This is a genomic window from Paenibacillus sp. MAHUQ-63 (genome assembly GCF_028765165.1).
Taxonomy (GTDB): domain Bacteria; phylum Bacillota; class Bacilli; order Paenibacillales; family NBRC-103111; genus Paenibacillus_E.
The window spans coordinates 24,774-47,642 of the sequence record NZ_JARADB010000005.1 but is presented as its reverse complement, the minus strand read 5'-3'; the positions used below and the strand labels follow the sequence as shown (position 1 = coordinate 47,642).

22 protein-coding genes and 2 riboswitches are annotated in these 22,869 nt (G+C 52.7%); of the genes, 10 read left to right on the top strand and 12 right to left on the bottom strand.

The genetic code is table 11. The annotated features are described in order from the left end of the window. Positions 1–22 precede the first annotated feature (22 nt). Positions 23–862: a sulfurtransferase gene (locus PUT07_RS26190; RefSeq protein ID WP_274471723.1), complete on the top strand. Its 840-nt coding sequence runs from the start codon at positions 23–25 to the stop codon at positions 860–862. Positions 863–1,131: 269 nt separating this feature from the next. Here the strand turns inward: PUT07_RS26190 and PUT07_RS26185 are convergent, their stop codons facing one another. Further along, complete coding sequence (locus PUT07_RS26185) at positions 1,132–1,566, bottom strand: hypothetical protein (protein WP_274471722.1); 435 nt, start codon at positions 1,564–1,566, stop codon at positions 1,132–1,134. A 583-nt stretch (positions 1,567–2,149) separates the two neighbouring features. On the opposite strand from PUT07_RS26185, the gene PUT07_RS26180 reads away from it, so the two are divergent. Genes PUT07_RS26180 through PUT07_RS26165 form a run of 4 tightly spaced genes read left to right on the top strand, consistent with a single transcriptional unit; the run spans position 2,150 to position 6,316 of the window. Beyond that, positions 2,150–3,277, top strand: a complete 1,128-nt coding sequence (locus PUT07_RS26180) for a GerAB/ArcD/ProY family transporter (RefSeq protein ID WP_274471721.1) — start codon at positions 2,150–2,152, stop codon at positions 3,275–3,277. After that, complete coding sequence (locus tag PUT07_RS26175; RefSeq protein WP_274471720.1) at positions 3,274–4,863, top strand: spore germination protein; 1,590 nt, start codon at positions 3,274–3,276, stop codon at positions 4,861–4,863. Before PUT07_RS26180 ends, PUT07_RS26175 begins: the two co-directional genes overlap by 4 nt. Before the next feature lie 15 nt (positions 4,864–4,878). Then, positions 4,879–6,075, top strand: coding sequence for a Ger(x)C family spore germination protein (locus PUT07_RS26170; RefSeq protein ID WP_274471719.1), 1,197 nt, complete (start codon positions 4,879–4,881; stop codon positions 6,073–6,075). Positions 6,076–6,079: 4 nt separating this feature from the next. Beyond that, positions 6,080–6,316 carry a hypothetical protein gene (locus PUT07_RS26165; RefSeq protein WP_274471718.1) on the top strand — a complete coding sequence of 79 codons (237 nt, stop codon included), beginning with the start codon at positions 6,080–6,082 and terminating at the stop codon, positions 6,314–6,316. Between the two features lie 95 nt (positions 6,317–6,411). On the opposite strand, the gene PUT07_RS26160 is transcribed toward PUT07_RS26165, so the two are convergent. Further along, positions 6,412–7,182, bottom strand: a complete 771-nt coding sequence (locus PUT07_RS26160; RefSeq protein WP_274471717.1) for an exodeoxyribonuclease III — start codon at positions 7,180–7,182, stop codon at positions 6,412–6,414. A 210-nt stretch (positions 7,183–7,392) separates the two neighbouring features. Between PUT07_RS26160 and cysK the strand changes: the two genes are divergently transcribed. Continuing rightward, positions 7,393–8,325, top strand: a complete 933-nt coding sequence (gene cysK, locus PUT07_RS26155) for a cysteine synthase A (RefSeq protein ID WP_274471716.1) — start codon at positions 7,393–7,395, stop codon at positions 8,323–8,325. A gap of 84 nt (positions 8,326–8,409) precedes the next feature. Here the strand turns inward: cysK and PUT07_RS26150 are convergent, their stop codons facing one another. The 5 genes from PUT07_RS26150 to PUT07_RS26130 form a co-directional block, all read right to left on the bottom strand. Then, positions 8,410–10,263, bottom strand: a complete 1,854-nt coding sequence (locus tag PUT07_RS26150; RefSeq protein ID WP_274471715.1) for a putative bifunctional diguanylate cyclase/phosphodiesterase — start codon at positions 10,261–10,263, stop codon at positions 8,410–8,412. 167 nt (positions 10,264–10,430) lie between these two features. Continuing rightward, positions 10,431–11,966, bottom strand: a complete 1,536-nt coding sequence (locus PUT07_RS26145) for an MDR family MFS transporter (RefSeq protein ID WP_274471714.1) — start codon at positions 11,964–11,966, stop codon at positions 10,431–10,433. 79 nt (positions 11,967–12,045) lie between these two features. Further along, a complete protein-coding gene (locus PUT07_RS26140; protein WP_274471713.1) occupies positions 12,046–12,567 on the bottom strand; it encodes a hypothetical protein in 522 nt (173 codons plus the stop codon). Further along, on the bottom strand, positions 12,564–13,064 hold the full coding sequence (locus tag PUT07_RS26135; protein ID WP_274471712.1) for a hypothetical protein: 501 nt from the start codon (positions 13,062–13,064) through the stop codon (positions 12,564–12,566). Before PUT07_RS26135 ends, PUT07_RS26140 begins: the two co-directional genes overlap by 4 nt. Before the next feature lie 53 nt (positions 13,065–13,117). Continuing rightward, positions 13,118–13,897, bottom strand: a complete 780-nt coding sequence (locus tag PUT07_RS26130) for a lipase family protein (RefSeq protein WP_274471711.1) — start codon at positions 13,895–13,897, stop codon at positions 13,118–13,120. A 132-nt stretch (positions 13,898–14,029) separates the two neighbouring features. Here PUT07_RS26130 and PUT07_RS26125 point away from each other — a divergent pair, with 132 nt between their 5' ends. The 3 genes from PUT07_RS26125 to PUT07_RS26115 all read left to right on the top strand — a co-directional run bounded on the left by PUT07_RS26125 (position 14,030) and on the right by PUT07_RS26115 (position 18,007). Next, entirely contained in the window at positions 14,030–15,745 is a 1,716-nt protein-coding gene (locus PUT07_RS26125; RefSeq protein WP_274471710.1) for an ABC transporter ATP-binding protein, read from the top strand. A gap of 232 nt (positions 15,746–15,977) precedes the next feature. Then, positions 15,978–17,054 (top strand): ABC transporter permease subunit, encoded by a 1,077-nt coding sequence (locus PUT07_RS26120; RefSeq protein ID WP_274471709.1) that lies wholly within the window; start codon positions 15,978–15,980, stop codon positions 17,052–17,054. Beyond that, complete coding sequence (locus PUT07_RS26115) at positions 17,051–18,007, top strand: ABC transporter permease subunit (protein WP_274471708.1); 957 nt, start codon at positions 17,051–17,053, stop codon at positions 18,005–18,007. The genes PUT07_RS26120 and PUT07_RS26115 overlap by 4 nt, the downstream gene beginning before the upstream one ends. A gap of 64 nt (positions 18,008–18,071) precedes the next feature. Here PUT07_RS26115 and PUT07_RS26110 read toward each other — a convergent pair whose 3' ends face one another. Next, a complete protein-coding gene (locus PUT07_RS26110) occupies positions 18,072–18,644 on the bottom strand; it encodes a hypothetical protein (RefSeq protein WP_274471707.1) in 573 nt (190 codons plus the stop codon). Between the two features lie 197 nt (positions 18,645–18,841). Here PUT07_RS26110 and PUT07_RS26105 point away from each other — a divergent pair, with 197 nt between their 5' ends. Further along, a complete protein-coding gene (locus tag PUT07_RS26105) occupies positions 18,842–19,735 on the top strand; it encodes a methyltransferase domain-containing protein (RefSeq protein ID WP_274471706.1) in 894 nt (297 codons plus the stop codon). A gap of 32 nt (positions 19,736–19,767) precedes the next feature. Here the strand turns inward: PUT07_RS26105 and sugE are convergent, their stop codons facing one another. The 4 genes from sugE to PUT07_RS26085 all read right to left on the bottom strand — a co-directional run bounded on the left by sugE (position 19,768) and on the right by PUT07_RS26085 (position 22,863). Continuing rightward, positions 19,768–20,088: a quaternary ammonium compound efflux SMR transporter SugE gene (gene sugE, locus PUT07_RS26100; protein ID WP_274471705.1), complete on the bottom strand. Its 321-nt coding sequence runs from the start codon at positions 20,086–20,088 to the stop codon at positions 19,768–19,770. Positions 20,089–20,168: 80 nt separating this feature from the next. Then, a riboswitch (guanidine-I (ykkC/yxkD leader) is annotated at positions 20,169–20,272 on the bottom strand. Positions 20,273–20,306: 34 nt separating this feature from the next. Beyond that, positions 20,307–20,918, bottom strand: coding sequence for an MSMEG_1061 family FMN-dependent PPOX-type flavoprotein (locus tag PUT07_RS26095; protein WP_274471704.1), 612 nt, complete (start codon positions 20,916–20,918; stop codon positions 20,307–20,309). Between the two features lie 99 nt (positions 20,919–21,017). Continuing rightward, positions 21,018–21,491, bottom strand: a complete 474-nt coding sequence (locus PUT07_RS26090) for a C40 family peptidase (protein WP_274471703.1) — start codon at positions 21,489–21,491, stop codon at positions 21,018–21,020. 3 nt (positions 21,492–21,494) lie between these two features. After that, positions 21,495–21,635, bottom strand: a riboswitch (cyclic di-AMP (ydaO/yuaA leader). 409 nt (positions 21,636–22,044) lie between these two features. Beyond that, on the bottom strand, positions 22,045–22,863 hold the full coding sequence (locus tag PUT07_RS26085; RefSeq protein ID WP_274471702.1) for a hypothetical protein: 819 nt from the start codon (positions 22,861–22,863) through the stop codon (positions 22,045–22,047). Between the last annotated feature and the right edge of the window lie 6 nt (positions 22,864–22,869).

Sequence of the window (22,869 nt, the reverse complement as noted above, 5' to 3'; positions counted from 1 at the left end):
GGCAAGGAAGGTGGCATCATCCATGGAAAATATCGTAAGTCAAGCTTGGCTGCTCGAACGGCTGGGCGATGCGAACATTGTGATCGCTGATTGTCGTTTTGCGCTTGGCAAGCCTGAGTCAGGCCGGCAAAGCTATGAGCAAGACCATATACCGGGAGCCGTCTATGTGGATTTGGAAAAGGATTTGTCCGGTGCGCTCATGGCGCACGGCGGCAGACATCCGCTCCCCGACCTCGGGGCATTCTCTATCCGCGTGGGCAGTCTGGGGATCGACAGCACCAAGACCGTCGTCGCCTATGACGACCAAGGCGGAGCCATGGCTTCGCGGCTATGGTGGATGCTGAAATTCCTCGGTCATTCCGAGGTGTATGTACTGGATCAGGGATACGCCGCATGGCAATCAGCGGGTTACCCGGTAACGGCGGAAGTGCCTGCTGTTCAGCCGCGGACGTTCTCGCCGAAAGTGCAGCGCACCATGCTCGCTTCTATGGACGAGGTCAAGGACAAGCTCGGCCGTCCCGGCGTCGTGTTGGTCGACTCGCGCGAGGAGCGCCGCTATCTGGGGCTCGAGGAGCCGATCGACCGGGTGGCGGGCCACATTCCCGGTGCGCGGAACTACTTCTGGAAAGGCGTCCTCGATGAGACCGGCGCTTGGCTGCCTGCGGCGAAGCAGGAGCAGCATTTCGCCGGCTTGCGCAATGCCGACGAAATTATCGTCTATTGCGGCTCCGGCGTGACGGCATGCCCGAACGTGCTTGGCTTGAGCGAAGCGGGATTTGACAATGTGAAGCTCTATAGCGGAAGCTGGAGCGACTGGATCTCTTGGGGAGACAACCCAATTGCGACGGGGAAGGAAGAATAGGCTGGATCCTGCGTTAGATGCAGAGGAGAGGGCTGTGACAGCTGCTGCAAGGCGGCTTGTTGCGGCTTTTTTTGCTTCGTTTTGATCTAATGCCTGGATACGGCTGGTTCACCCGCGTAATTCAGTAATCTATATGATATTTCGAATACAATAGCGAAAATAAGCGCGAAAATCCAAATTGTATACGATTTTTCATATAGATTTAACGATTTTCACCATCATGGGATAAATTCTATATGATTTTTCATACAGATTCGATAATCCAGCTGTCAAACCAAATCCGGACTTTGGATTGGACCCATGTGCTCATAGTAGATGACTCGTCCGGACATGCCTCTTGCCACAGCTCGGAATTTCCCTTTTTCCACTAACTTGCGGCAGTATTTGATAACGGTCATTGTATGCAGCTCCAATTCCTTGGCCGCCTGAGTCGGACGAATAATCCGGTTATGACGAATAGCCGAACGCATCAAGTCTCGTTCGATCCTTGAATAGTGATTTGCGGCTTTAATTTGAACGCCCTCCCCAGCCGGCAGGTACGAGGACAGGCTGCTTCGCAAGGCGGAGAGGATGAATGCAGGATTCTCTTTCAACTCATCCAGAGAGATATAGAAGAGTGTACAGTCTTGGGCCTGAAGAAAAAGTCCACGGTTCAAATCCATCCGGTACTTGGTACGGTCCGTGCCATGCGAGCCAAAGTCCATGATCTCAAAACCAATCCGTACGGCTCCTACAATCCACATGAAATCGACAAAGTATGATCTCCCTCGCCAGTCCTTCACTTCGTATTCTGGATGCAGCCCGCAAAAATGTCCGACAAGCGGCCACCAGATTTCTTCAACGAACTTCCGGTTGCCGTAACCATGTCCGCGTTTTAGGGCATCGAGTCGCCCTCCCCTCCTTCGACTAAAATGAACGCTTATCCATTATCGTGCTCCATTTGATAACTCATTCTCCTTACACCATTCCTCCCTATCATCATGGGCCAAACAACATAAAAAACCCCGACTCCATTCCGGTTTTGGAAAGGAAGCGGGGCATTCTTTGCCGCTTGGCTGCTATTTGTTTGACATCCATATTGTGGCACAACATGGCGGGGGAGGGCAAGATCTAGTTGGAACCATTGATCTGCAAACGGAATTTCCTCTTGAACTGGAGCAGGCCGTGGCGCTGTGTATCCCGTTGGCGATGCAAGGTGCCCTCTCTATTAAAATATCATTCCACTAGTATTTCCCTATCACGGGTTGGAAATACTATATTTATCAACTCGTAACAGGGGTCCTATTTATGATGGAATTTTCCAAAATAACGGTTAGGCAATTTACGCTGCTTGTCGTCCTGTTTACAGTGGGCAGTGCCATACTTTACGTTCCCGGTCTGCTGGCGGGCGAGGCTAAGCAGGATGCTTGGCTATCGGCGTTATTCGGATCGGGAGTTGGCGTACTGATCGCTTTCTTACTCAAGACATTGGCTGCAAGATTCCCGAATCTATCACTGCCCGAATATAGCGAGAAGATTCTAGGCATATGGTTGGGGAGAGCCGTTTCCGCCATCTTCTTTTTATACTTTTTCCTATTATCCGCTCAATTGCTTCGGGATGTCGGGGACTTCATGTTAGCTCAAATCATGCCGGAAACACCTCTGTATGCTATTCTTCTTCTTTTTCTAGCCGTTGTCCTACTTGCTATACATTCGGGACTGGAAACGATTGCCCGGGCGGTGGAAGTCTTTTTCCCTCTATTAGTCTTACTGGTACTCGTGCTTTTCGTGGGACTTTTACCCAAAATGCACATCGAACATATATTGCCTGTACTGGAATTCGGGTACAAGCCGATCGTGAGGGCATCTCTCCCGTTTATAGCCGTACCTTTTTTGCAATTATCCGTTTTCCTGGTTATCATGCCGGCCGTGACCCAAGCGAAGGAAGCGGGGAGAGCCTTAGTGCTTGGAACGTTATCGGGCGCTTTGTTTCTGGTTCTTTTTACAACCTTCTGCCTGTTGGTTATGGGGGTGGGACTTACAGCCTCCAAAGCATATCCCAGTTATGCGCTAGCGATGCAAATTCATATCGGCGAGATCTTTCAAAGGGTGGAGTCCATGATGGCCATTCTTTGGCTCTTGTGCATTTTCTTCAAGCTGTCCCTATGCTTTTACGCATCTATTCGATTTTATGCCAATACCTTCAAAATAACGGAGGCCAAACCCTTACTCCTTCCGTTGGGGCTCATCCTGGTCGTATTAGCTATCATTATTTACCCGTCAGTCGCTTTCACGATTGCCATTGTTCAAACGGCATTTGCTCATTTCCTGCCTATCGGGTTCGTGATCCCGTTAGTCCTTTTGGTAGTAGCCTATGCAAGACGAATTACAGGGAGAGAACGGTTGACGGGATCGCGAAAGGGGGGAGTCCATTGAGGTTTATAAAAAGATTATTATCCGTACATCATGGGGAAAAAGGGAAAAAGGCGGCCCCAATAAAAGAAATCCAGCAAGTTCGAGTAACCTTGACCAACGACTTGCAGCAAAATATAAATAAAATAAAAGAGATCGTCGGAAATAGCAGCGATCTGGTTATCAAGCAATTCCGAATTGCAGAAGATTCCATCCGGATGGCGGTTGTGTATACGGATGGTTTGACGGATAAGAAGGTGTTGGATGATGCTGTGCTGATCCCGCTGATGGTGGGAGTCCGGGAATCGACCGAGCTCACCGCTAAGCTGCGTACTCACCCCGATCCGATTAGCTTCTTGCAAGAAAGCGTGCTGACGGTTAAAAGTCTATCCGATGCACATGATTTCGAAACGTTACTATTGGCCATTCTGTCCGGAGATAGCGTTATTCTCATGGACAATATGGATCGGGCAATGGTTGCCTCCACGCGCGGTTGGGAGCACAGGAGCGTTGAAGAGCCGTCTGCTCAATCGCTGATCCGCGGCCCTCGCGAAGGGTTCACGGAATCACTAAAGGTGAACACGGCGATGATCCGCCGTAAAATCAAAGATCCCCGCCTATGGCTGGAGTCTAGAGAAATCGGCAGTGTAACGCGAACGCAAGTAGCGTTCATGTATCTCGAAGGAATTGCGGATGACAGTGTCGTTGCCGAAGTGCGGCAGCGTTTGGACCGCATTAATATTGACGGCATCCTGGAAAGCGGTTATATCGAAGAATATATTCAAGATGCCACATGGAGCCCTTTTCCAACAGTCATAAATTCCGAAAGACCGGATACCATTGCGGCGGGGTTGCTGGAAGGGCGGGTTGCGATACTAGTTGACGGTACGCCATTTGTCCTCATGGTGCCCGCGCTGTTCGTTCAATACTTCCAATCGGCGGAGGATTATTACCACCGTTGGGATATTAGCACACTGATTCGTTTAATCCGCTATTTATGCTTCTTCATTGCGTTGAGCGGACCTTCCCTGTATGTCGCGATCACTACGTTTCATCAAGAAATGATTCCGACCAACTTGTTGATTAGCTTGGTAGCCCAACGGGAAGGCGTGCCTTTTCCGGCCTTTTTCGAGGCGCTGATGATGGAGGTTACCTTCGAAATTTTGCGGGAGGCCGGTATTCGAATGCCTAGAGCTGTAGGCTCCGCCATTTCAATCGTCGGGACCCTCGTAATCGGGCAAGCGGCGGTTGAAGCCGGTATTGTCTCTGCAGCGATGGTTATTGTCGTGTCCATTACCGCCATGGCCAGCTTCGTTTCTCCTTACTACAATATGTCCATCTCCATTCGCATGCTTCGTTTTCCTTTGATGGCGCTGGGGGCCACGTTCGGGTTGTTCGGTATCATCGTAGGGATGATTGCCATCGTGCTTCATTTATGCGGTTTGAAGTCGTTCGGGGTTCCATACATGAGTTCGTTAGCACCATTTCATCTTCCTGAGCAAAAAGATACGTTGTTCAGACTTCCCCGCTGGATCATGTCACCCCGCACCAATGCGGTAAACCGCAAGGTCAGGCCGCATGACTTCCCGGAATCGGAAAGCCTTCATTAAAGGGGTGAAATCATTATGCCTAGAAAGCTGATTGGGTGCGTGCTTCCCATCCTGCTGCTCGTTCTGTTAACCGGTTGTTGGAACAGCCGGGAATTAAACAGTTTGGCGTTGGCGGTTGGCTTGGGTATCGATAAAGTAGGTGACCGGTATCTGGTCTCCGCCCAAGTGGTTGTGCCGAGTAATGTAGCGAGCAGCAGCAAAGGGGAGGGCGTTGCCGTCACGATGTTTAAAGCGGAAGGGAAAACGGTGTTTGAGGCTCTCCGGCGTATGACAACTTCCTCTCCGCGGAAAATATATTTGGCTCATTTGCGCGTGTTGGTATTGGGAGAGGAATTGGCGAAGGAAGGGGTCACGGGTCCTATTGAATTCCTCTCGAGGGATCATGAGCCACGGACCGATTTCTTCATCGTTGTCGCCAAACATCTGCATGCAGAAGATGTGCTGAAGGTAATAACCTCGCTCGAAAAAATTCCCGCAAACCGAATGTATTTCTCGCTATATACTTCTGAGCGTGTGTGGGCACCTACGAGTATGGTCACGTTGGATGAAGTCATTCAGGATCTTATCACGGAAGGGAAGAGTCTCGCCTTAACCGCTATCGAATTGAAGGGACGCGAAGAGATCGAGGAAAACAAAGCAAATACGGACTACATAGATCCGCCTTCGAAATTGCATTATGCGGGTTTGGCTTATTTCCATAGAGATAAGTTGGTTGGCTGGATGAACGAAGACGAGAGCAAGGTGTACAACTATTTGAGGGATAACGTCAAAAACACCGTTGGCACCATAAGCTGCCCGGGAGGCGGACAGATCGCTTTGGAGGTTGTTCGCTCCAAGACCGAACTGCAAGGGAGAGTGGTGAAGGGGAAGCCGCAAATCCAAGTTGAGATTCACACCGAAGCGAATGTCGGAAACGTAGAATGTGATCTCGATTTACTGGATCTAGCAACGATAGACATGTTAGAGAAAGCGGCAAGCAAGCAGATGGAAGAGACGATAATGGATTCGGCCGGCAGGATGCAGGAGAAGGTGAAATTCGACATATTCGGGTTCGGCGATGTCATTCACCGGAACGATCCGAAGGGCTGGGCGGAGGTAAAGGACGATTGGGAGCAGCACTTAGCCGATCTCGATTTGGACGTAAAGGCGGAAATTAAAATTAGGCGCCTTGGCACCACGGGAAATTCGTTCCTACAGGAAATTAAGGAGTAAACCAATGTGGTGGGCAATTGCAACAATAGGGGTCGTATCCGCTTGTATAGCTGTATTTGAACTGCGGACGTTAACGCGTGAACGAATGCATAAGGAAGCATGGAGCTTCAGTGTGCTGCTGCTCCTTGGCGCGGGACTGAACATCGCGCTATTCCTGCGAATCGACATCCCTAATCCGCTGGAAGCCGTCATTGTCATCTATAAACCGTTTAGCGAAGCCTTACTAAGTTTATTGAGATAATTGGAGCAGGAGGGTCCGGTAGGCTTTTTAGGGCGGTTCCAACCTGCTCCTGCTTTTGGGACTGCTGCTTTAGCAGGTTCTAGCTTCTAGCCGGTTTAGCCGTTCTCCCGGCTCAAGTCCACTTCCAATCGAACCGGGCAATGATCGCTGCCCAGGATTTCGCAATCGATATCGGCGCTAACGATGTTAGGTGCGATCCGGGCCGAGGCGATGAAGTAGTCGATGCGCCACCCGACATTCCGGGCCCGCACGCCGGGCATATTCGACCACCAGCTGTAGACATCCGTACGGTCGGGATACAGGTGCCGGAACGTATCGAGGAAGCCGGCATCGAGCAGCTCTGTCATTTTCCCGCGCTCCTCGGCCGTGAATCCGGAGTTGCCGTGGTTGCCTTTGGCATTCTTCAAGTCGATCTCCTGGTGAGCGACGTTCAAATCTCCGCAGGCGATCACCGGCTTCTGCGCGTCGAGCTGCAGGAGATAGCTGCGGAAGCGGTCCTCCCATTCCAGGCGGTACTCCAGTCTGGAGAGATCCCGCTTGGCGTTCGGCGTATACACCGTCACCAGATAAAAGTCCTCGAACTCGAGCGTAATGATCCGGCCTTCGGGCTCTTCATTTTCTTCGATGCCGTACCGGACGGAAAGCGGCTCGATTCTGGAGAATACGGCGGTGCCGGAGTAGCCTTTCTTGACGGCGTAGTTCCAATATTGCCGGTAGGACTCGTCCAACGCCAGGCTAATTTGTCCTTCCTGCAATTTCGTCTCCTGCACACACACGATGTCGGCGTCCGTCTGCTCGACGTAGCTCAGGAAGCCTTTATTCACACAGGCCCTTAACCCGTTCACATTCCACGAAACCAGTTTCATTCTTCCCATTCTCCTTGCTTATCACAATAATTTTCTCATCCCAGTGTAACATAAGTGCGCTTATGCGGCACAAGTTTGATCCTCCATATATAAGAAAATCACCCCCTCTTATCAGGAATATTGATTTCAGTTTTCCGTAGAATCAAGCTATACTCAACATAACCCAGTAAGTTAATGGGTTTAATGAAGAGGAGAGCGAGGTCATACGGGATGGCGACCATTTACAATAATCTGACGGAGTTAATCGGCAATACGCCGCTGCTCGAGCTATGGAATTACAATACACGGCAGGGGCTGCAGGCGAAAGTGATGGCGAAACTGGAGTATTTCAATCCGGCCGGCAGTGTCAAAGACCGTATCGGTTTCGCCATGATTCAAGAGGCGGAGAAAGCCGGCAAAATAACGAAAGACACTGTCATCATTGAGCCTACCAGCGGCAATACCGGCATCGGACTTGCCTTTGCCGCTGCGGCGTTAGGATATAAGCTTATCATTACGATACCGGAATCGTTCAGCATCGAGCGGAGAAAGCTGCTTAAGGCATTGGGGGCGGAGATTGTGCTGACCCCTGCCGCCGATGGGATGATGGGGGCGATCAAGAAGGCGCAGGAGCTGGCAGCCGGGCTGCCGGACAGCTTCATTCCGCAGCAATTCAGCAACCCGGCCAACCCGGAGGTGCACCGGAGAACGACGGCGGAAGAAATATGGCGGGATACGGATGGGAATGTCGACCTCTTCGTAGCAGGCGTGGGCACAGGGGGCACGATCACTGGGGTGGGAGAGATTCTAAAGCGAAGAAACCCGTCTGCGCAAGTGATCGCCGTCGAGCCGGCGAACTCCGCAATCCTCTCGGGCGGCACGCGGGGCGCGCACCAGATCCAAGGCATCGGCGCCGGGTTCGAGCCGGATAATTTCCACCGTTCCGTCGTCGATGAGATTATTGCCGTATCCGATGAGGATGCGTTTGCGACAGCCCGCGAACTGGCCAGGACGGAAGGGCTGCTCGTCGGCATTTCGTCGGGAGCGGCAGCCTACGCCGCGACGCTATTGGCGAGAAGACCGGAGAACAAAGGGAAGACGATCGTCGTCATCCTGCCGGATACCGGCGAGCGTTACTTGTCTACGCCGCTTTTTGACGAATAAATGCGAAAACCGCCCCCAAATGAACTTCATCCCGCGTGTTAGCTGCACGAACGACTGGGATTATTTCAAAGAGGAGCGGTTTCTTTATGTATGAACCGGTACCGGGAAAGCGAGATTTTCAGGCAGCGGCTTGCTGAAATAGTAGCCCTGAACATATTCGCAGCCGATTCCCTGCAGGATTCGAAGCTGTTCCTGCTTCTCGACGCCTTCGGCGATAACTTCCATATGGATTCGCTGCACCAGCGAGATGATGGATTCCATAATGACCCGGTCTACGGAGCTGTCGTCAATGTGATCGATGAATGATTTATCAATTTTAATAATGTCCGCAGGCAGCTGCTTGATATAGCTGAGTGATGAGAACCCTTTCCCGAAATCGTCCAGGGCAATTCTCACCCCTTGGTTTCTCAAGTAATTCAAGTGAGTCGTCGAAGTTTCGATCGATTGAATGAGCAGAGTCTCGGTCAGCTCCAGCACTAAGTGGCGGGGATCCAGCCCCGTCTCGGCCAATACGGCGAGAACCTGATCGGCGAAATCATGCTGCATTAACTGAAGAGCGGAAATATTGACCGATATCGAAAATTGCGAGCGCGTGGCGTCCTGCCACTTCTTAGCCGTGCGGCACGCCGTTCGCAGCACCCAGTGGCCGATCGGCACGATGAGCCCTGTCTCTTCGGCAAGCTGGATCCATTCGCCCGGCGGGATGTAGGTGCCCTCCGGCTGCTGCCAACGCAGCAAGGCTTCGTACCCTTTGACATTGCCGCTGGGCACATGGACTTGCTTCTGGAAGTGCAGCGTGAACTGATTCTGCGCCAGGGCGTCCTGCAGGGCATCTTCCAGCTTGCGCTTCTGCAGCAGATCGAGTCTCATCGTTTCATCGAAAATGCGGAATTGATGCTTGCCTTCCGCCTTCGCCTTCCGCATCGCGACATCTGCGCAAATGAGCAGCTGCTCGGCCGTCTGGGCATGATCCGGGTATAAGGCAACCCCCATACTCACCCGGAGCGGATAAGAAACGCCTGCGACATGGAATGGCGAATGGCACGCCTCCCAGATCTCATGCACGGTGTTCGTGAAGGATTCGTCATCAGAACCGATCTCTACAATGAGATTGAATTCATCGCCACCAGAGCGGGAGATATGCATGTCAGGCGAGAAGGTATGCACCATCTTACGGGCAAAAGAGCGCAGATATTGATCCCCTGTTGCATACCCAACCGAATCATTGATCATTTGGAAGTTATCCACATTGACCCATAGTACGCAGACACGGCTGTTCCAAGCGGCCGCTTTCTGAATGGCATTATCCAGATGCTCATACGCGGATACCCGGTTAGGCAAATGAGTTAACGGATCGGTGGTCGCCAAATGCTTGATTTGCTCGGCTTTATCTACCGTTTCCTTCTGCAGCGTATAGAAGCGGGCCATGAGCTCCCGGTTGTTGCGAGTCAGCAAGAGCATGCTGATGACGATCAGCAGCGACCAAGTCAGGAGGCTGATCAGCATTTGCGGCGTCGGCGCGACACGGCTCGTATACGTGACGGCGATAAAATACACATTCGCCAATACAGCGAGGCAAATCGCGATCATCATCACGCTCTTGCGCATGAAGATGGCTGCTAGGATAACGATATATAGGCTGCTGAGCGCATTCATGAAGGTGGGTATAAAGCTAATCAGCAACAGTGTGTTCAGAAACTGCCCGAATATCGGGATATAACCGATCCAGCCCGCATCCTTGCGATAGCAATACAACCAGACATAGGCGGTAACCATGATGATATTGGCCGTCATCATATACAGAAAATGGGGAGTGCTTAGCCCTAGACGAGTATAAGAGAAAGATAGACCCATCGTGACTATTGTGAAGTTAAGCAGCAGCATCCGCAGCGCGGTGCCATTGCACTGACCGCGGTTCTCGCTTATTAAGAGATCCATACTGTAAGCCCCTATCAAAGTCTATCAACTGTAGGATATTGTCGAACGATCATTGTTCCTGTTGAAAATTGTAAGTTAAAACGGGATTTTTGTAAACCTTTGGCAAAATCAGCGGGAAATGAAAAACGCCCTTTTCCATGTCGGCGTCATGGAAAAGGACGTTGATATTAATGCGAAGCAGCGGCGAGTGCGGTTTCCGAATCGGTGGGAATGTCGAACTTCTCTCTGCTCATGACGCATGCGGCCGCCAGAGCAAGAACGGCTGGGATAAGTCCCCAGGCGAAGGTTGCCACGATGGACGAGGAGAGACTTGCTGATGTCTGACTCAGTACTCCTTCTGGTATTTGCGCGCGGGTGACCGGATCGAGGAGCGCATGCGGATCTTTAAAATCCAGCCCCTGCGGCAGTGCGGAGCTGCCGCTTACGTTGAAGGCATCTGTCAAGTGCCTGGTCAGCGAGTGGCTTTGGATAATACCGAAGATCGTGATGCCGATCGTCATGCCGAGCGAACGTAGAAAGTTCAGCGTCGAAGAGGCGGCTCCGCGGCGGTTGGCCGGTACGGAATGAATGGCTGCGTTGCTGAGCACGGAGAAGGATGCGCCGATGCCAAGACCGACTAGAATCATGAACAGTGTGACCTGCAGACGGGAGGAATCCGGCGTTAATGTCAGCAGGAGGGCCATCCCCGCGACAAGCAGGATCAGCGTCGGGATGAGAATCGCGCGGTACGTAAATTTGCTGATCAGAAAGCCCCCGGCGGTTGCCGTAACGACCGTACCGAGCATCATGGGAAGCAGGACAAGGCCGGAATTTGTAGCGCTGCCGCCGAGCACACCCTGAATGAAGATTGGTATATAAACCGATGCTGTGATGAAAGCGGCACCGCTTAACATGGCGATCGCATTGCTGGAAGCATAGAGGCGGTCACGGAACATGCGGAAAGAGATAATCGGTTCTTCGGCTTTCGTCTCCGCGTAGATGAAAGCAGCAGCTAGCAAGATAAAGCCGGCGAATAATCCGCTGATAGGAGCGGAGTTCCATGCGAACTGCTTGCCGCCAAGCTCCAGAGCAAACATGAGACAGACGATCGCGCCTACCAGCGTCAGCGCGCCGGCCCAGTCGATCCGCTGTTTGGCATGCTGCAGCGATTCCTTATAGCCTGCCGCCACCATGAGGAAGGCAATGAGGCCTAACGGAAGGTTAATGTAGAAAATCCATTCCCACTTCACATAATCGGTCATATAAGCGCCAAGCAGCGGTCCGAAAATGCTGGACATGCCGAAAACGGCGCCGAACAGTCCCATCAGCTTGCCGCGGCTTTCCGGTGCGACGGCATCGAACATGATTGTGAAAGCGACGGGGACCAGAGCTCCGCCGCCGATCCCTTGGATGGCGCGGTAAATGCTCAACTGTACGATCGAAGTTGCCGTTCCGCACAAGGCGGAGCCCAGCATGAAGACGAGAATGCCGAAGACGAAGAAGCGCTTGCGTCCATACATATCCGAGAGCTTGCCGAAGATCGGCATCCCTGCCATTTCGGCAACCATATAGGCCGAGGTCACCCAAACGAATTTATCCAGTCCTCCGAGGTCTGCGATAATGGAGCCCATCGCCGTGGCAACGATGGTATTGTCCATGGAGGCCATAAGAATGGCCAGTAAAAGTCCGGCAATGACAAAGCCGGTTTGGTTTTTTCGTTTCATGTTATCATTTCCTTTCTTTGTTCGATTGCAGGATATATCCGAATTATAAACAAACAACCCTGACAAGAGATTGTCAGGGTTACGGTGCGTTCTTCATTTTTTTTTTAAAGCTATCGGGGAAAAAGGATCGGAACAGCAGGACGTGCATGGACTGCAAAAACAAGTAAATCGGGAAGGAAAAGTTTAAATGGTACCCGTTCTTGTAATGAAAGACGCCGACCTTCACGCTCAGCCACTCGATGCCGACACTTACGAGGCTCCAAACCAGAATATAAGGGATGGTGTAGAGGCCTTTAATCCGCCACCTTTTATATATATAAATAAATAGATAGCCATAAGGAGCATACATGGCATAGGAGAACATATCGAACAGGGAGTAAGTAGATTCATCCCCGACATCGTAGAGATCGAAGGGAGGTAGAGCCAGTGTATGATCGAGCATAAGGCCCAGTACGATCCCTGTCAGTAAGTTGAACAGGGCTTGCTCCATCGTGAACCTCCTGGGCAGGAGCCAAATGGCAACCACTCCTGCGGCAAGGATGGCAAGGACAAACCATTCGTTGGCATCGAAGGAGGAATCATAGATGATGACGTCACTCATGGGGACATCTCCTTCCGCATGAGCCGGAGCAGCAAACGGGAGAACCCATAGGTGAGCAGCATCATGATCGCCAGGCAGGCGGTTTCATAGAAGCCATTCCAGGACAAATCGGTAATGGCGCCGGTCCACCTCAAGGCTGAGGCGCTCAGATACAAAAAAAGGAACGTGTACAGAGAGATCCCGAGTTTCGTAAGGGGCTTAACGGCTGTGAAAAAGACGTTGGCATACGCAAGCAGCGTAAGTGAGAAGGTGAAGTCCCGATAACCAATGACGGACAAATGCGCCGGAACTTCATTGCTGATGAGGAACAGGTCCCAGACGTCACTCATAAACGTTAATTTATTGATATCTACGATTGAAAGCAGCATGTACAGCAGGACATTGAAGACAAGCGGCAGCTTGTTGGGAAGCCCTGCTAATACATGGATGCTGAGCCAGACGAACATGAGGTTAATGACGAGGACCAAGGTCGAGCTCCCTTTCCGTATGAAATACATATCAACCTTTATCTTTGCCTTTATCAGGTGGTTTCAACCATCCACCAGCCTCCTTAGGGGCAGAATCCGGGCGTTCGGCTTTGCAGCTGCTCCGCGTAACGGGGATCCAGCTTCGCCAGCTCGTGATAATAGCCGCTGATGGCGTGATTCGCGGAGACGGACCCTGCCTGGTAGGTGAGTTCGACCCCTTTCTTGACATGCAGATAGTGGTAGGTTTGATCGGTTCGCGGCGATTTGTAGAGGAAAGGCGGAAGTTCCGGAACGATATCATTCGTGTTATAAATCCGGTAGTGAGGCCCGGTTCTGCGGTTGAACAAGCTGGCGAAAGCGGGATTACCGACTCTCGGCGAACCATACGTATAGATGGAAGGCTCTCTGAATTTGGTAACCGTTGCGAGATCGACGGCGCATAGCGCAGCGAGCGCCCCTCCGAGGCTGTGGCCTGTCAGGTAAAGCGTCTTGCGGGGATTCAGCTTGACGATCGTGGCCATAATCTGCCTGCGGGCGCTGTTATAGATGTCGAGGAAGCCTTTGTGCACAAGTCCGCCGTCCTTGGCGTACGGGTAAGTACTTTGCCTCGCGATAACATCGGATACCCAATCGGAGGCTGTATTCGTTCCCCGAAATACAATTATAATCTGTCCGTCGGACTGGGCGATGAAGCCGTAGGCTTCTTTGTCACTAAGAAAGGAGGTGGCTGTGAAGGAGGAGACCATTTGGTAATTTTGCGGTAAAATAACGCTGTCCGGACCATGTTGAAACAGTTCATAACTCTGGCTGCACATCGCTGCCAGGAAAATAGCGGTTCGCGTATCCAACGAGTTGATAAGCATGTCAGTCCCTCCGCGCACAGATTGCCTTTGAACTATATATATGAGAATAGTGGACAGCTGTCCTCGGGCAATTGCCTATTTTTGGTCTTTCATTTTGGTTTCATGTATACTAGGCGAAGGAGGTGGAATTTCGTGTTAAAGCGGTTTTTCTCATACTATAGGCCTTATAAGCATCTATTTATTTTGGATTTTACCTGCGCTGTTGTGGCCGGATTGTTGGAGCTGGGCTTCCCGCTCGCCGTGAATCAGGTTGTCGACAAATTGCTGCCTGCCGGGAACTGGAGCTGGATTCTGTGGGCTTGCGCCGGCCTGCTTGCCGTTTATGGACTCAACACCGTGCTGAACTTCGTAGTTACATATTGGGGGCATAAGCTGGGGATTAACATCGAGACGGACATGCGCAAGAAAATGTTCGATCATCTCCAGAAGCTATCGTTCCGGTTCTACGACAATAACAAGACCGGTCAATTGATGTCGCGCATGGCCAACGATTTGCTGGAGATCGGCGAAGTGGCCCACCATGGTCCCGAGGATTTGTTCATCGCCGTAATGACGCTGATCGGCGCATTCATACTGATGATGAGCATTAATGTGAAGCTGGCGCTGTTAACCTTCGTTATTGTGCCTGTGCTGCTCTGGATTGCGGTGTACTTCAATCAGAAAATGACGAAGACGTTCCGCCGGATGATGGGGGACTTAGCGGATATTAATGCCCGTGTCGAAGACAACATCGGCGGTATTCGAGTCGTGCAGGCTTTCGCCAATGAGTCCTACGAGAAGAAGCTGTTCGAGGACAATAACGGGCGTTTCCGAATCACGAAGCTGCTATCCTATAAAATCATGGCGTGGAACATCTCCCTTAGCTATATTCTCATGCGTCTTGTGACCGTGTTCGTCTTGATTTGCGGCACCTGGTTCGTGATCGACAAACAAATTTCCTACGGGGAATTTATCGCCTTCGTCCTGCTCACGAATGTGTTCCTGGGGCCGATTCAGAAGATTAATAACGTTATCGAGAGCTATCCCAAAGGGATTGCCGGATTCAAACGGTATTGCGAAGTGATGGACACGGAGCCGGAGGTGTCGGATCGGCCTGACGCCGTGAAGGTAGACCATCTCCAGGGCCAGATCACGTTCGACTCCGTTGCCTTCGGGTATGGCGGCGAAGCGCGCGTGCTGAACGATATCTCCCTGACCATACGGGCAGGGGAGACGGTCGCGTTCGTCGGTCCGTCCGGAGCGGGGAAGACGACGATCTGCAGCTTGCTGCCGAGATTCTACGACGTGAACGAAGGCAGCATCTCGATCGATGGCATGGACATCCGCGACATCGAGCTTCAATCGCTGCGCCGCCAGATCGGCATCGTGCAGCAGGATGTGTTCTTGTTCTCCGGCACCTTGCGGGAGAACATCGCCTACGGCAAGCTGAATGCGACGGACGCCGAGATCTGGGAGGCGGCTCGACGGGCGCAGCTTGAGGGCTACATCCAGTCCCAGCCGAAGGGGCTGGATACCGTTGTCGGCGATCGCGGCGTCAAGCTGTCCGGGGGGCAGAAGCAGCGGCTTGCGATCGCGCGGATGTTTTTGAAGAATCCGCCGATCCTCATCCTCGATGAGGCGACATCGGCGCTGGATACGGAGACGGAGGCGGCCATCCAGCAGTCGCTGGCTGAGCTGTCGCAGGGCCGGACGACGCTGGTCATCGCTCACCGCTTGGCGACGATCAAGAACGCCGACCGTATCGTCGTCGTGACGGAGCAGGGCATTACCGAGCAAGGCGGACATGAGGAGCTTATTGCGGTGGGCGGTGTATACAGCCGGCTGCATCAAGCGCAGTTTAGCTCTTAAAGGGGACCTGGCGCAGGATCATTGGATCTTGCGCCAGGTTTTTTTGGCATTGTGCGCGCTTGATCAAGCGCATCGCTGCTGACAGACGCCAACCTAACTACGGGCGTCGGCAGCTTCTCCTTGCGGGGCCACTTTTTGCCATCAATAAATGGATAGTACTCCCAAATGAATCGTGGTAAACTATGAAAATAGTTATCTACCAGCGGTAAATAATAGGACGAGGTGACCAGAGTTGAAGTCGATCATTCGGTGGCTGTTGCTGGGGCTGTTTACGCTCCTGTGTATCTTCTTCCTAAGCAACATTCGAAACGCGTTCATGTCTACGGAGCCGGATCAGATTCGGATTGCGATCGGCCCCGATACGAGCATCCACGCGATCAGCAGCCAACTGCCGGGCAGCCGGGTGCTGAACGAGAAGGCCGGTCTGCTGTCGGTCCCCTACGGCACGACGTGGGACTATATCGGCAAGACAGCGGCGATTAAAGGGATTTTTCGCGCAAGCAGCGTGCCATTGGAGACGCCCGTGATCTCCTGGAAGTACTACGCGTATACGGTGAAAGACCAGCTCCAAGGCTTCCTGCATGGCGATCTCGGCAAGTTCCGCAATCCATACAACCGCAAGGAATTGTCCGTGCTGGGGGAGCTGCCCGTCATGCTGCTTCGCACATGCACCTATTTCATTCCGGGCTTGCTCTTGGCTATTGCCCTAAGCATGCTTACGGCGCTGGCGGCCTCGATGTGGCGCCGGTTAGGCGCAGTGCTTGACGGTGTGCATGCCCTGCTTGTGGGCTTGCCCGACTTCTTCCTAATCGTACTCATACAATTAGGCGCGGTCTATGCCACGAAATTTCTGGGGCATTTCGTGCTGCTGATCGTCCAGGTCGGCGACAAAACGCCGTTCATGATCCCGTTCCTCACCATCGCGCTCATCCCGTCGGTTACGATTTACGGTACGCTTCGCATCGCGATCGCCCGGGAGCTGGCGCAGGACTACGTCGTCACGGCGCAAGCCAAGGGGCTGACCCGCGGCGAGGTGCTGTTCAGCCACGTGGTGCGCAATGTGATGGCTGATTTGCTGGGCATTCTGCCGAAGGCGACGACCTTGGCACTGGCCAGCATGGCGGTTGCCGAGGCGATCTGCGGAATCCTTGGCCTGGGGGGCTTCATTATCTCGCCTGCCCTGCAAAATGTCTCCTCCATGTCCGTCATCTGCATCGCGCTGGCTCTCGTTGCGCTGGCATTCCATGCGCTGTATGCGCTGCTCCGCAAGAGATGGCTCGTACGCACGGGGGAGGTGCCGTCCTCATGATGAAGCGTTCATCCGCTGCGTTCTACCTCTCGGCCGGCTTGATCGTCCTGATCCTTCTTCTCGCGGTCTTCGGGACGTGGCTGAAGCCGCACGGGATATCGCCCGAGGATAAAATCAACATGATTCAATATGAGCAGGACGGCAAGACGCGCTACAGCATTCCGCCGTTCTCCCCGAACGGTACGTTCCTGCTGGGGACGGACCACCGGGGCTTCGATGTGCTGAGTCTGCTGCTCAACGGGCTTAAATACACGCTGGGTACCGCGCTGGCTCTAACGCTGCTGCGGTTCGCCTTCGCGCTGCCTTGGGGCATGTGGAGCGGGACGACCGGAAGAGGCCGCGGCGTGCTCCATGCGATGCAGTGGGTTGTCGCAGCGGTGCCTGCATTTGTTTTCCTGTTTCCTCCGCTGGCCGGTATGTACTTCGGTCTTCGGTTGGATCAATGGGCGAAAGCCGATCCGGACTACAGGCTGCTTTTCTCGGCAACGTTCATTCTTCTGGTCACCTTCATCGGCATATTCCCTCTAGCTCATCAAATCGCAGAGCGGGCTCGCTACTATAATGACAAGCTATTTATAGAAGCTTCACGCTTGATGGGCGGCTCCGTCGTGCATCGGACGGTCCGGCACTTGATTCCTTGTATGAGAAGCGAAATGATGTTCATCTTCCTTAGCGAGTTCATGCAGGTCCTCTTCTTGCTGGGACAGCTTGCGGTGTTCAATCTCGTACTGGGCGGTACGGAAACGATCGGCGACAGCGACGCGGGCTATTCGATCACCATCACCACTTCGGGCGAATGGCTGTCCATGATCGCTTACGGATCCAGGTATATCAGGCTGCATCCGTGGATTATTTTGAGTGCAGGCACGAGCTTCGCGCTGCTGTTCCTGTCGCTGCAATTTTTCCTGAACATGCTCAAAAAGCGCTATGGCCGCGAGAGACAGCTGATGTAAAATGCCGCTGGCATAAAGAAACCGGGACCCATCCGACGGATGGAGGCCCGGTTTTTTTGTGGTGCTACTGCAAGGAGCTCAGACGGATGTCGAATCTGGCGGCGACACCGGCCGGCATGGTGGCGCTGCGCGGTCCGCCGAAGTTGAAGGCGATGATGACGACATCGTTGCGCCCGCGGCGCAGGAAACGCCGAACGTCGAACGTGCGTCCCGGGTTGTAGAACGAAGGTGTATTCTGCGGGCCGTCAAAGAGCAGCGGTACCCCGTTAATGATAACGACCGCGTAGTTGTCGACGGACAGGAAGAGTGAAGCGCTGAGGATAGCTCTGCGCTGCGAAAGTGTGAAACGCGTTGAGATGATTGCATTCTCACTGTTCAGATTGCCGGAATACCAAACATAATTGGCGTTGGGTACCTGCACCCATGCAGGATCGCGGGGGATAATCTGGGCATTGAACCATGAGTTGTCGGTACCGATCGATACCGTCGTTTGGCTAATAAAGCGCCCTGATCCAGGTTTATGAAACTTTCTCAGTTGGGTACGGTAGAGCTGCATCGCTTTGGCTCTAGGCAGCCCTGCGCTCTTGGGGAGCCGGACAATACGGCTCGGCTTGCCGGCAATACGTTTTTGCATCATGTCGCCATCTCCTATCAACATATGAATATACTTGCTTAGTATTCTATGTCTGATAGAGCGAACTGCGAGGGTTAATGGCTAGGGAAGGTTATTTCAGGAAGCCTAATTTAATTTCGTGAGTGGAAAGCACAAAATATATATTTTTATAACACATAATATATGTTAAAATAACAATAAAAATGAGGGGGTAATGACCAATGGAGGATAAAGCCGATAAAACAAAGAGGCTCTCCGTCTACCTGCCGGAGAAGGTCAAGGAAGATCTGGAGCGCATGGCGGAAGAAACGGGCTTGTCGATGACACAGCTTATTGTGATGGCAACGCATGGTTTGCTCGCCAATTATGCGGAACAGGGCGGAGCTATTTTCGGCGACTTGCTGGCATCCAGAGGAAGAATGCTGCACGAGGTGAAGGAGAAGCAGCAGCAGCTTCATGATGAGAAGGCAAGCATGCAGGAATACTATGGGGCGCGAGCGGCGGAGTATGAGCATATCTATGCGCGGGAGGATGCGGATTACCGGCAGGAGCTTGAGCTCATTGCGGCTGTGGTAAGGAAGCTGACAGCGGGGAGGAGCGTTCTGGAGATTGCTTGCGGCACCGGGTACTGGACGCAGTATGCCGCCGAAGCGGCTGAGCGCATCGTGGGCGTGGACATTCGGCCCGAGGTCTTGCAGATTGCGAAGTCCAAGCCGTGGCCGAAGCGCAACGCAGCCTTTGTTCAAGGGGATGCTTACCGGCTTGGGGATATCGAAGGGGACTTCGATTGCGGACTGGCCAATTTCTGGTTCTCGCATATTCCCAAAAACCGCCTGGACGCCTTCCTGCAAGGCTTCCATGAACGTCTAGGCCAAGGAGCGCACGTCTTGATCGCCGATAATGTATACGTTCCCGGCAGGGGCGGGGAGCTGATCGCGAGCGAGCACAGCGAGGATACGTACAAAAGAAGGGAGCTGGCCGACGGCTCCAAGCATGAAATCCTCAAAAATTACTACACGTATGAGGAATTGAACGAGATCTTTAAGCCTCTGTCCGAGAACTTGCGGATCTATGTCGGCAGCTCCTTCTGGTATGTGAGTTATACGGTGGCCTAACCCCTTATCTCATCGGCCCGCTTGGGGATCGATCAGTGTCCGGATGTGAACTTCAGTCCGAGAACCCCGACAAGAATAAGGATCATGAACAAAATACGCGTCAAACTGGCCGGCTCGTTCAGGAAAAGGGTGCCGACAATGATCGCCCCTACGGCGCCGATCCCTGTCCATGCCGCATAGGCGGTGCCGATGGGGAGCGTCTTGGTGGCGACGGCCAGGAAATAAAAGCTGATGATCATGCCGGTAACCGTGATAACGGACGGCACCAAACGCGTGAAACCGTTGGAAAATTTCAAGGAGATGGCCCATACCACCTCGAAAACGCCTGCTATGACAAGATACAGCCATGCCATGTTGAATCCCTCCTTCATTGCGGGTCATCCTAACCCGGACACAAAGAAAAAAGCCTGGAAGCACTATCGCTGCGCGATATGACTCCCGGGCTTTTCTCCCTCCGTGTTCACAGCGTATTCGCTGTGTGTTTTCTCTCGGACCAGACTGGCGCTGCAGCGTCACGGAACCCTAGAAAACCGATGCCGCTATTATAGGACGGCTTACATGCTATGTCAAGTTATTCTTTCAGCTCGATGCCGTTGCGCGCCACGTGAGCGCGGAACATGGACATCGAATCCGGATGCTCCTGCTCAGGCAGCCACGTATCCTGCTGCCAGACGCGGGCCAGCTTGAGAGCCCGGCTGCAGTGAATGAAGCATTCCTGCACTTCGACGCCGACGCCGACAACAGGCTGCTTGCCGTTAAGCTGCATACCGGCAAGCAGCTCCTCGTCCTGCGTCAGCCATGCCCGGCCGTTAATCCGCAGGACGGTTTCCACGCCAGGAATAAGGAACACCATGCCGACTTGCGGATTAGTGAGCAGATTTTGCAAGGAGTCAATGCGCCGGTTCCCGAGTCTTTCCGGATAGATCAGGCGCTTATCATCGAGGATGCGGACGAAACCGGGCTCATCCCCGCGCGGAGAGACGTCGCACAGACCGGACTGGTTGGAAGTGGACAGGAAGAATAACGGTGATTTGGCCACGAAGGCACGAATGTGATCATCCATGCTCGAGACGACCTTGTGCTGCACGGCCAGGTGTGGTTCGCCTACACGCGGTCTTAGCTCTTCAAGAGACTGGATGATACCGGGGAAAGGCGGGTTGCCGGAGTAGCTTGTTTGCGACATGGCGGGTATCCTTTCTTAAGGTCCGAAATGAATAAAAGCCCTGAAAGCGGCTCTAGGGAGCTGAAGCTATCCGGGCTTTATTCGTGTAAAGCTAGAGAATTACTTGGATTCAGCAGTTAGCTGATTGTAGATATCATCCCACAGAACGCGTCTGGCGGATACATATCTCTTCGCGTAATAGGATTGGCTAAGCTTATTAATCACGACGCCCTCGTTGGATGCCGAATGAACGAATTCACCGTTTCCAAGGTAAATGCCTACGTGAGAAACACCTTGGCCTCCTGTGTTGAAGAACACAAGATCGCCTTTGCGAAGATCACTTTTGTCAATCCAGTAGCCTTCTTTATTTTGAGCAGCCGAACTATGAGGAAGGTCAATGCCGAATTGGTTGAACACGTATGCGGTGAACCCGGAGCAATCAAAACCTCTGGTTGTCGTACCGGCATCTTTGTACGGTGTTCCAAGCAATCCGTCAACCGTTGAGTCCAATGTGGATTCTGACGCAGACGCGCTTCCTAAAGCTACACTCAAAAACAAAACAAGACTGAAAGCAAGAGCAACAACCTTTTTCAACTGCTTGTCTCCTTCCGGTGCCTACGAGGTTAGCTGGAGGGTTCGGTTGAAGGTTCCCTATGATCCCTGTCTTGCAAGATCAATTCACCCGGAATGGTTCCCCCGTTTCCCCAATAAGGACGGGGAATTCGGCATGAAATATTTGGTTTTATGATGCTAGTCACTGTAATTCGTCATAAATATCGAAATTCCTCCTTATTCGGGGCATTTTTGGGCAAAAAAAGTGAATTCGTTCGTTTTCCAGACAAATAAAACCAAATTTTCAAGGAAGTAAACGATTTCATCGGCGAATTAAACCGAAAAAATAGAGGGTTCGTGGTTTGCTGTGGGGTTGGATCGCGCATATTCCGTCGATTCGTGTCATATTTTAAAGCGTGTATTGGGTTTATGCGGCTTTGTGCATGGAGATGAGTGTCTTGTTCATGATATCCATGCGCCGGAGGAATGCCGGAGAGGGAGAGGAAGCAAGAAAAGAAGCGAAAAAAGTGGAAAAAGGTTATCTGCCAAGATCCGAACGGACCTGGCGGATAACCTTGCATACCAGCGGGGAGCTTCACCCTTCGCTTTTCGCTGTAAGCAGCTGGTATTGTGACGAAATCGCCCACATTTGCAGGAAGATGTTGAATAACGGGAAGAGCTGGTAGATCATCAGCGCCGCAAGCCCTGCCCACAGATAGGTTGCCGTGACGGTAATCCCCGTCAGAAGCCCTGAGCTCAGCAGAAGAATGAGCGACAAACCGATAATCGGCAGCGAATGCCGCATGAAGGTCATTAAGGTGGATATAATGCCCATATGGGCTGCGATGGCGAACTGGACATACATAAACAGCAGATGCAGGAGGAAGCCGTAAACGAGCATGCCTGCAAGCCAAGGCAGCAAGTGGAGGACGGCCTCTTCGTAGGAGGTGCTGTGCGCGAATAGGCGCTGCGCTTTGGGCAGCAGCCAGATCAGCGGGAGCAGGGACAGCGCCAGGCGAGTCAAATAGGCGATGAAGAAGGGCAAGGTCAGCTCCTTGATGCCGCGAAAGAAGCGGTAACCGGCGTTTTGATCCGTATGCGTGAGCGAATAGTAGACGCCGCTGTTCAGCACAGGGGTGAGCAGCATGCGAATCAGGAGCAGCACGGCTAGCCACCAGAGGTAGGAGTGGCTGAGGTCAGTTTTGATCAGCTGGAACTGGCTCTCCGCGAGAAAGAGGTGCAGCGATTCCTTCGGCTGGTCGCCGCCGGGATAGCGGTGCATAAGCGGGACGAGCACCCCCTGCACCAGCTTATAGAGCAGGATGCCCCAGCCCATCTGATAGATGAACAAGACAATGGTGGCGAAGGGCTGCCGCAATGCCTCCCTGAAGCCATAGTTGAGATAGGTTTTCACGGGGTT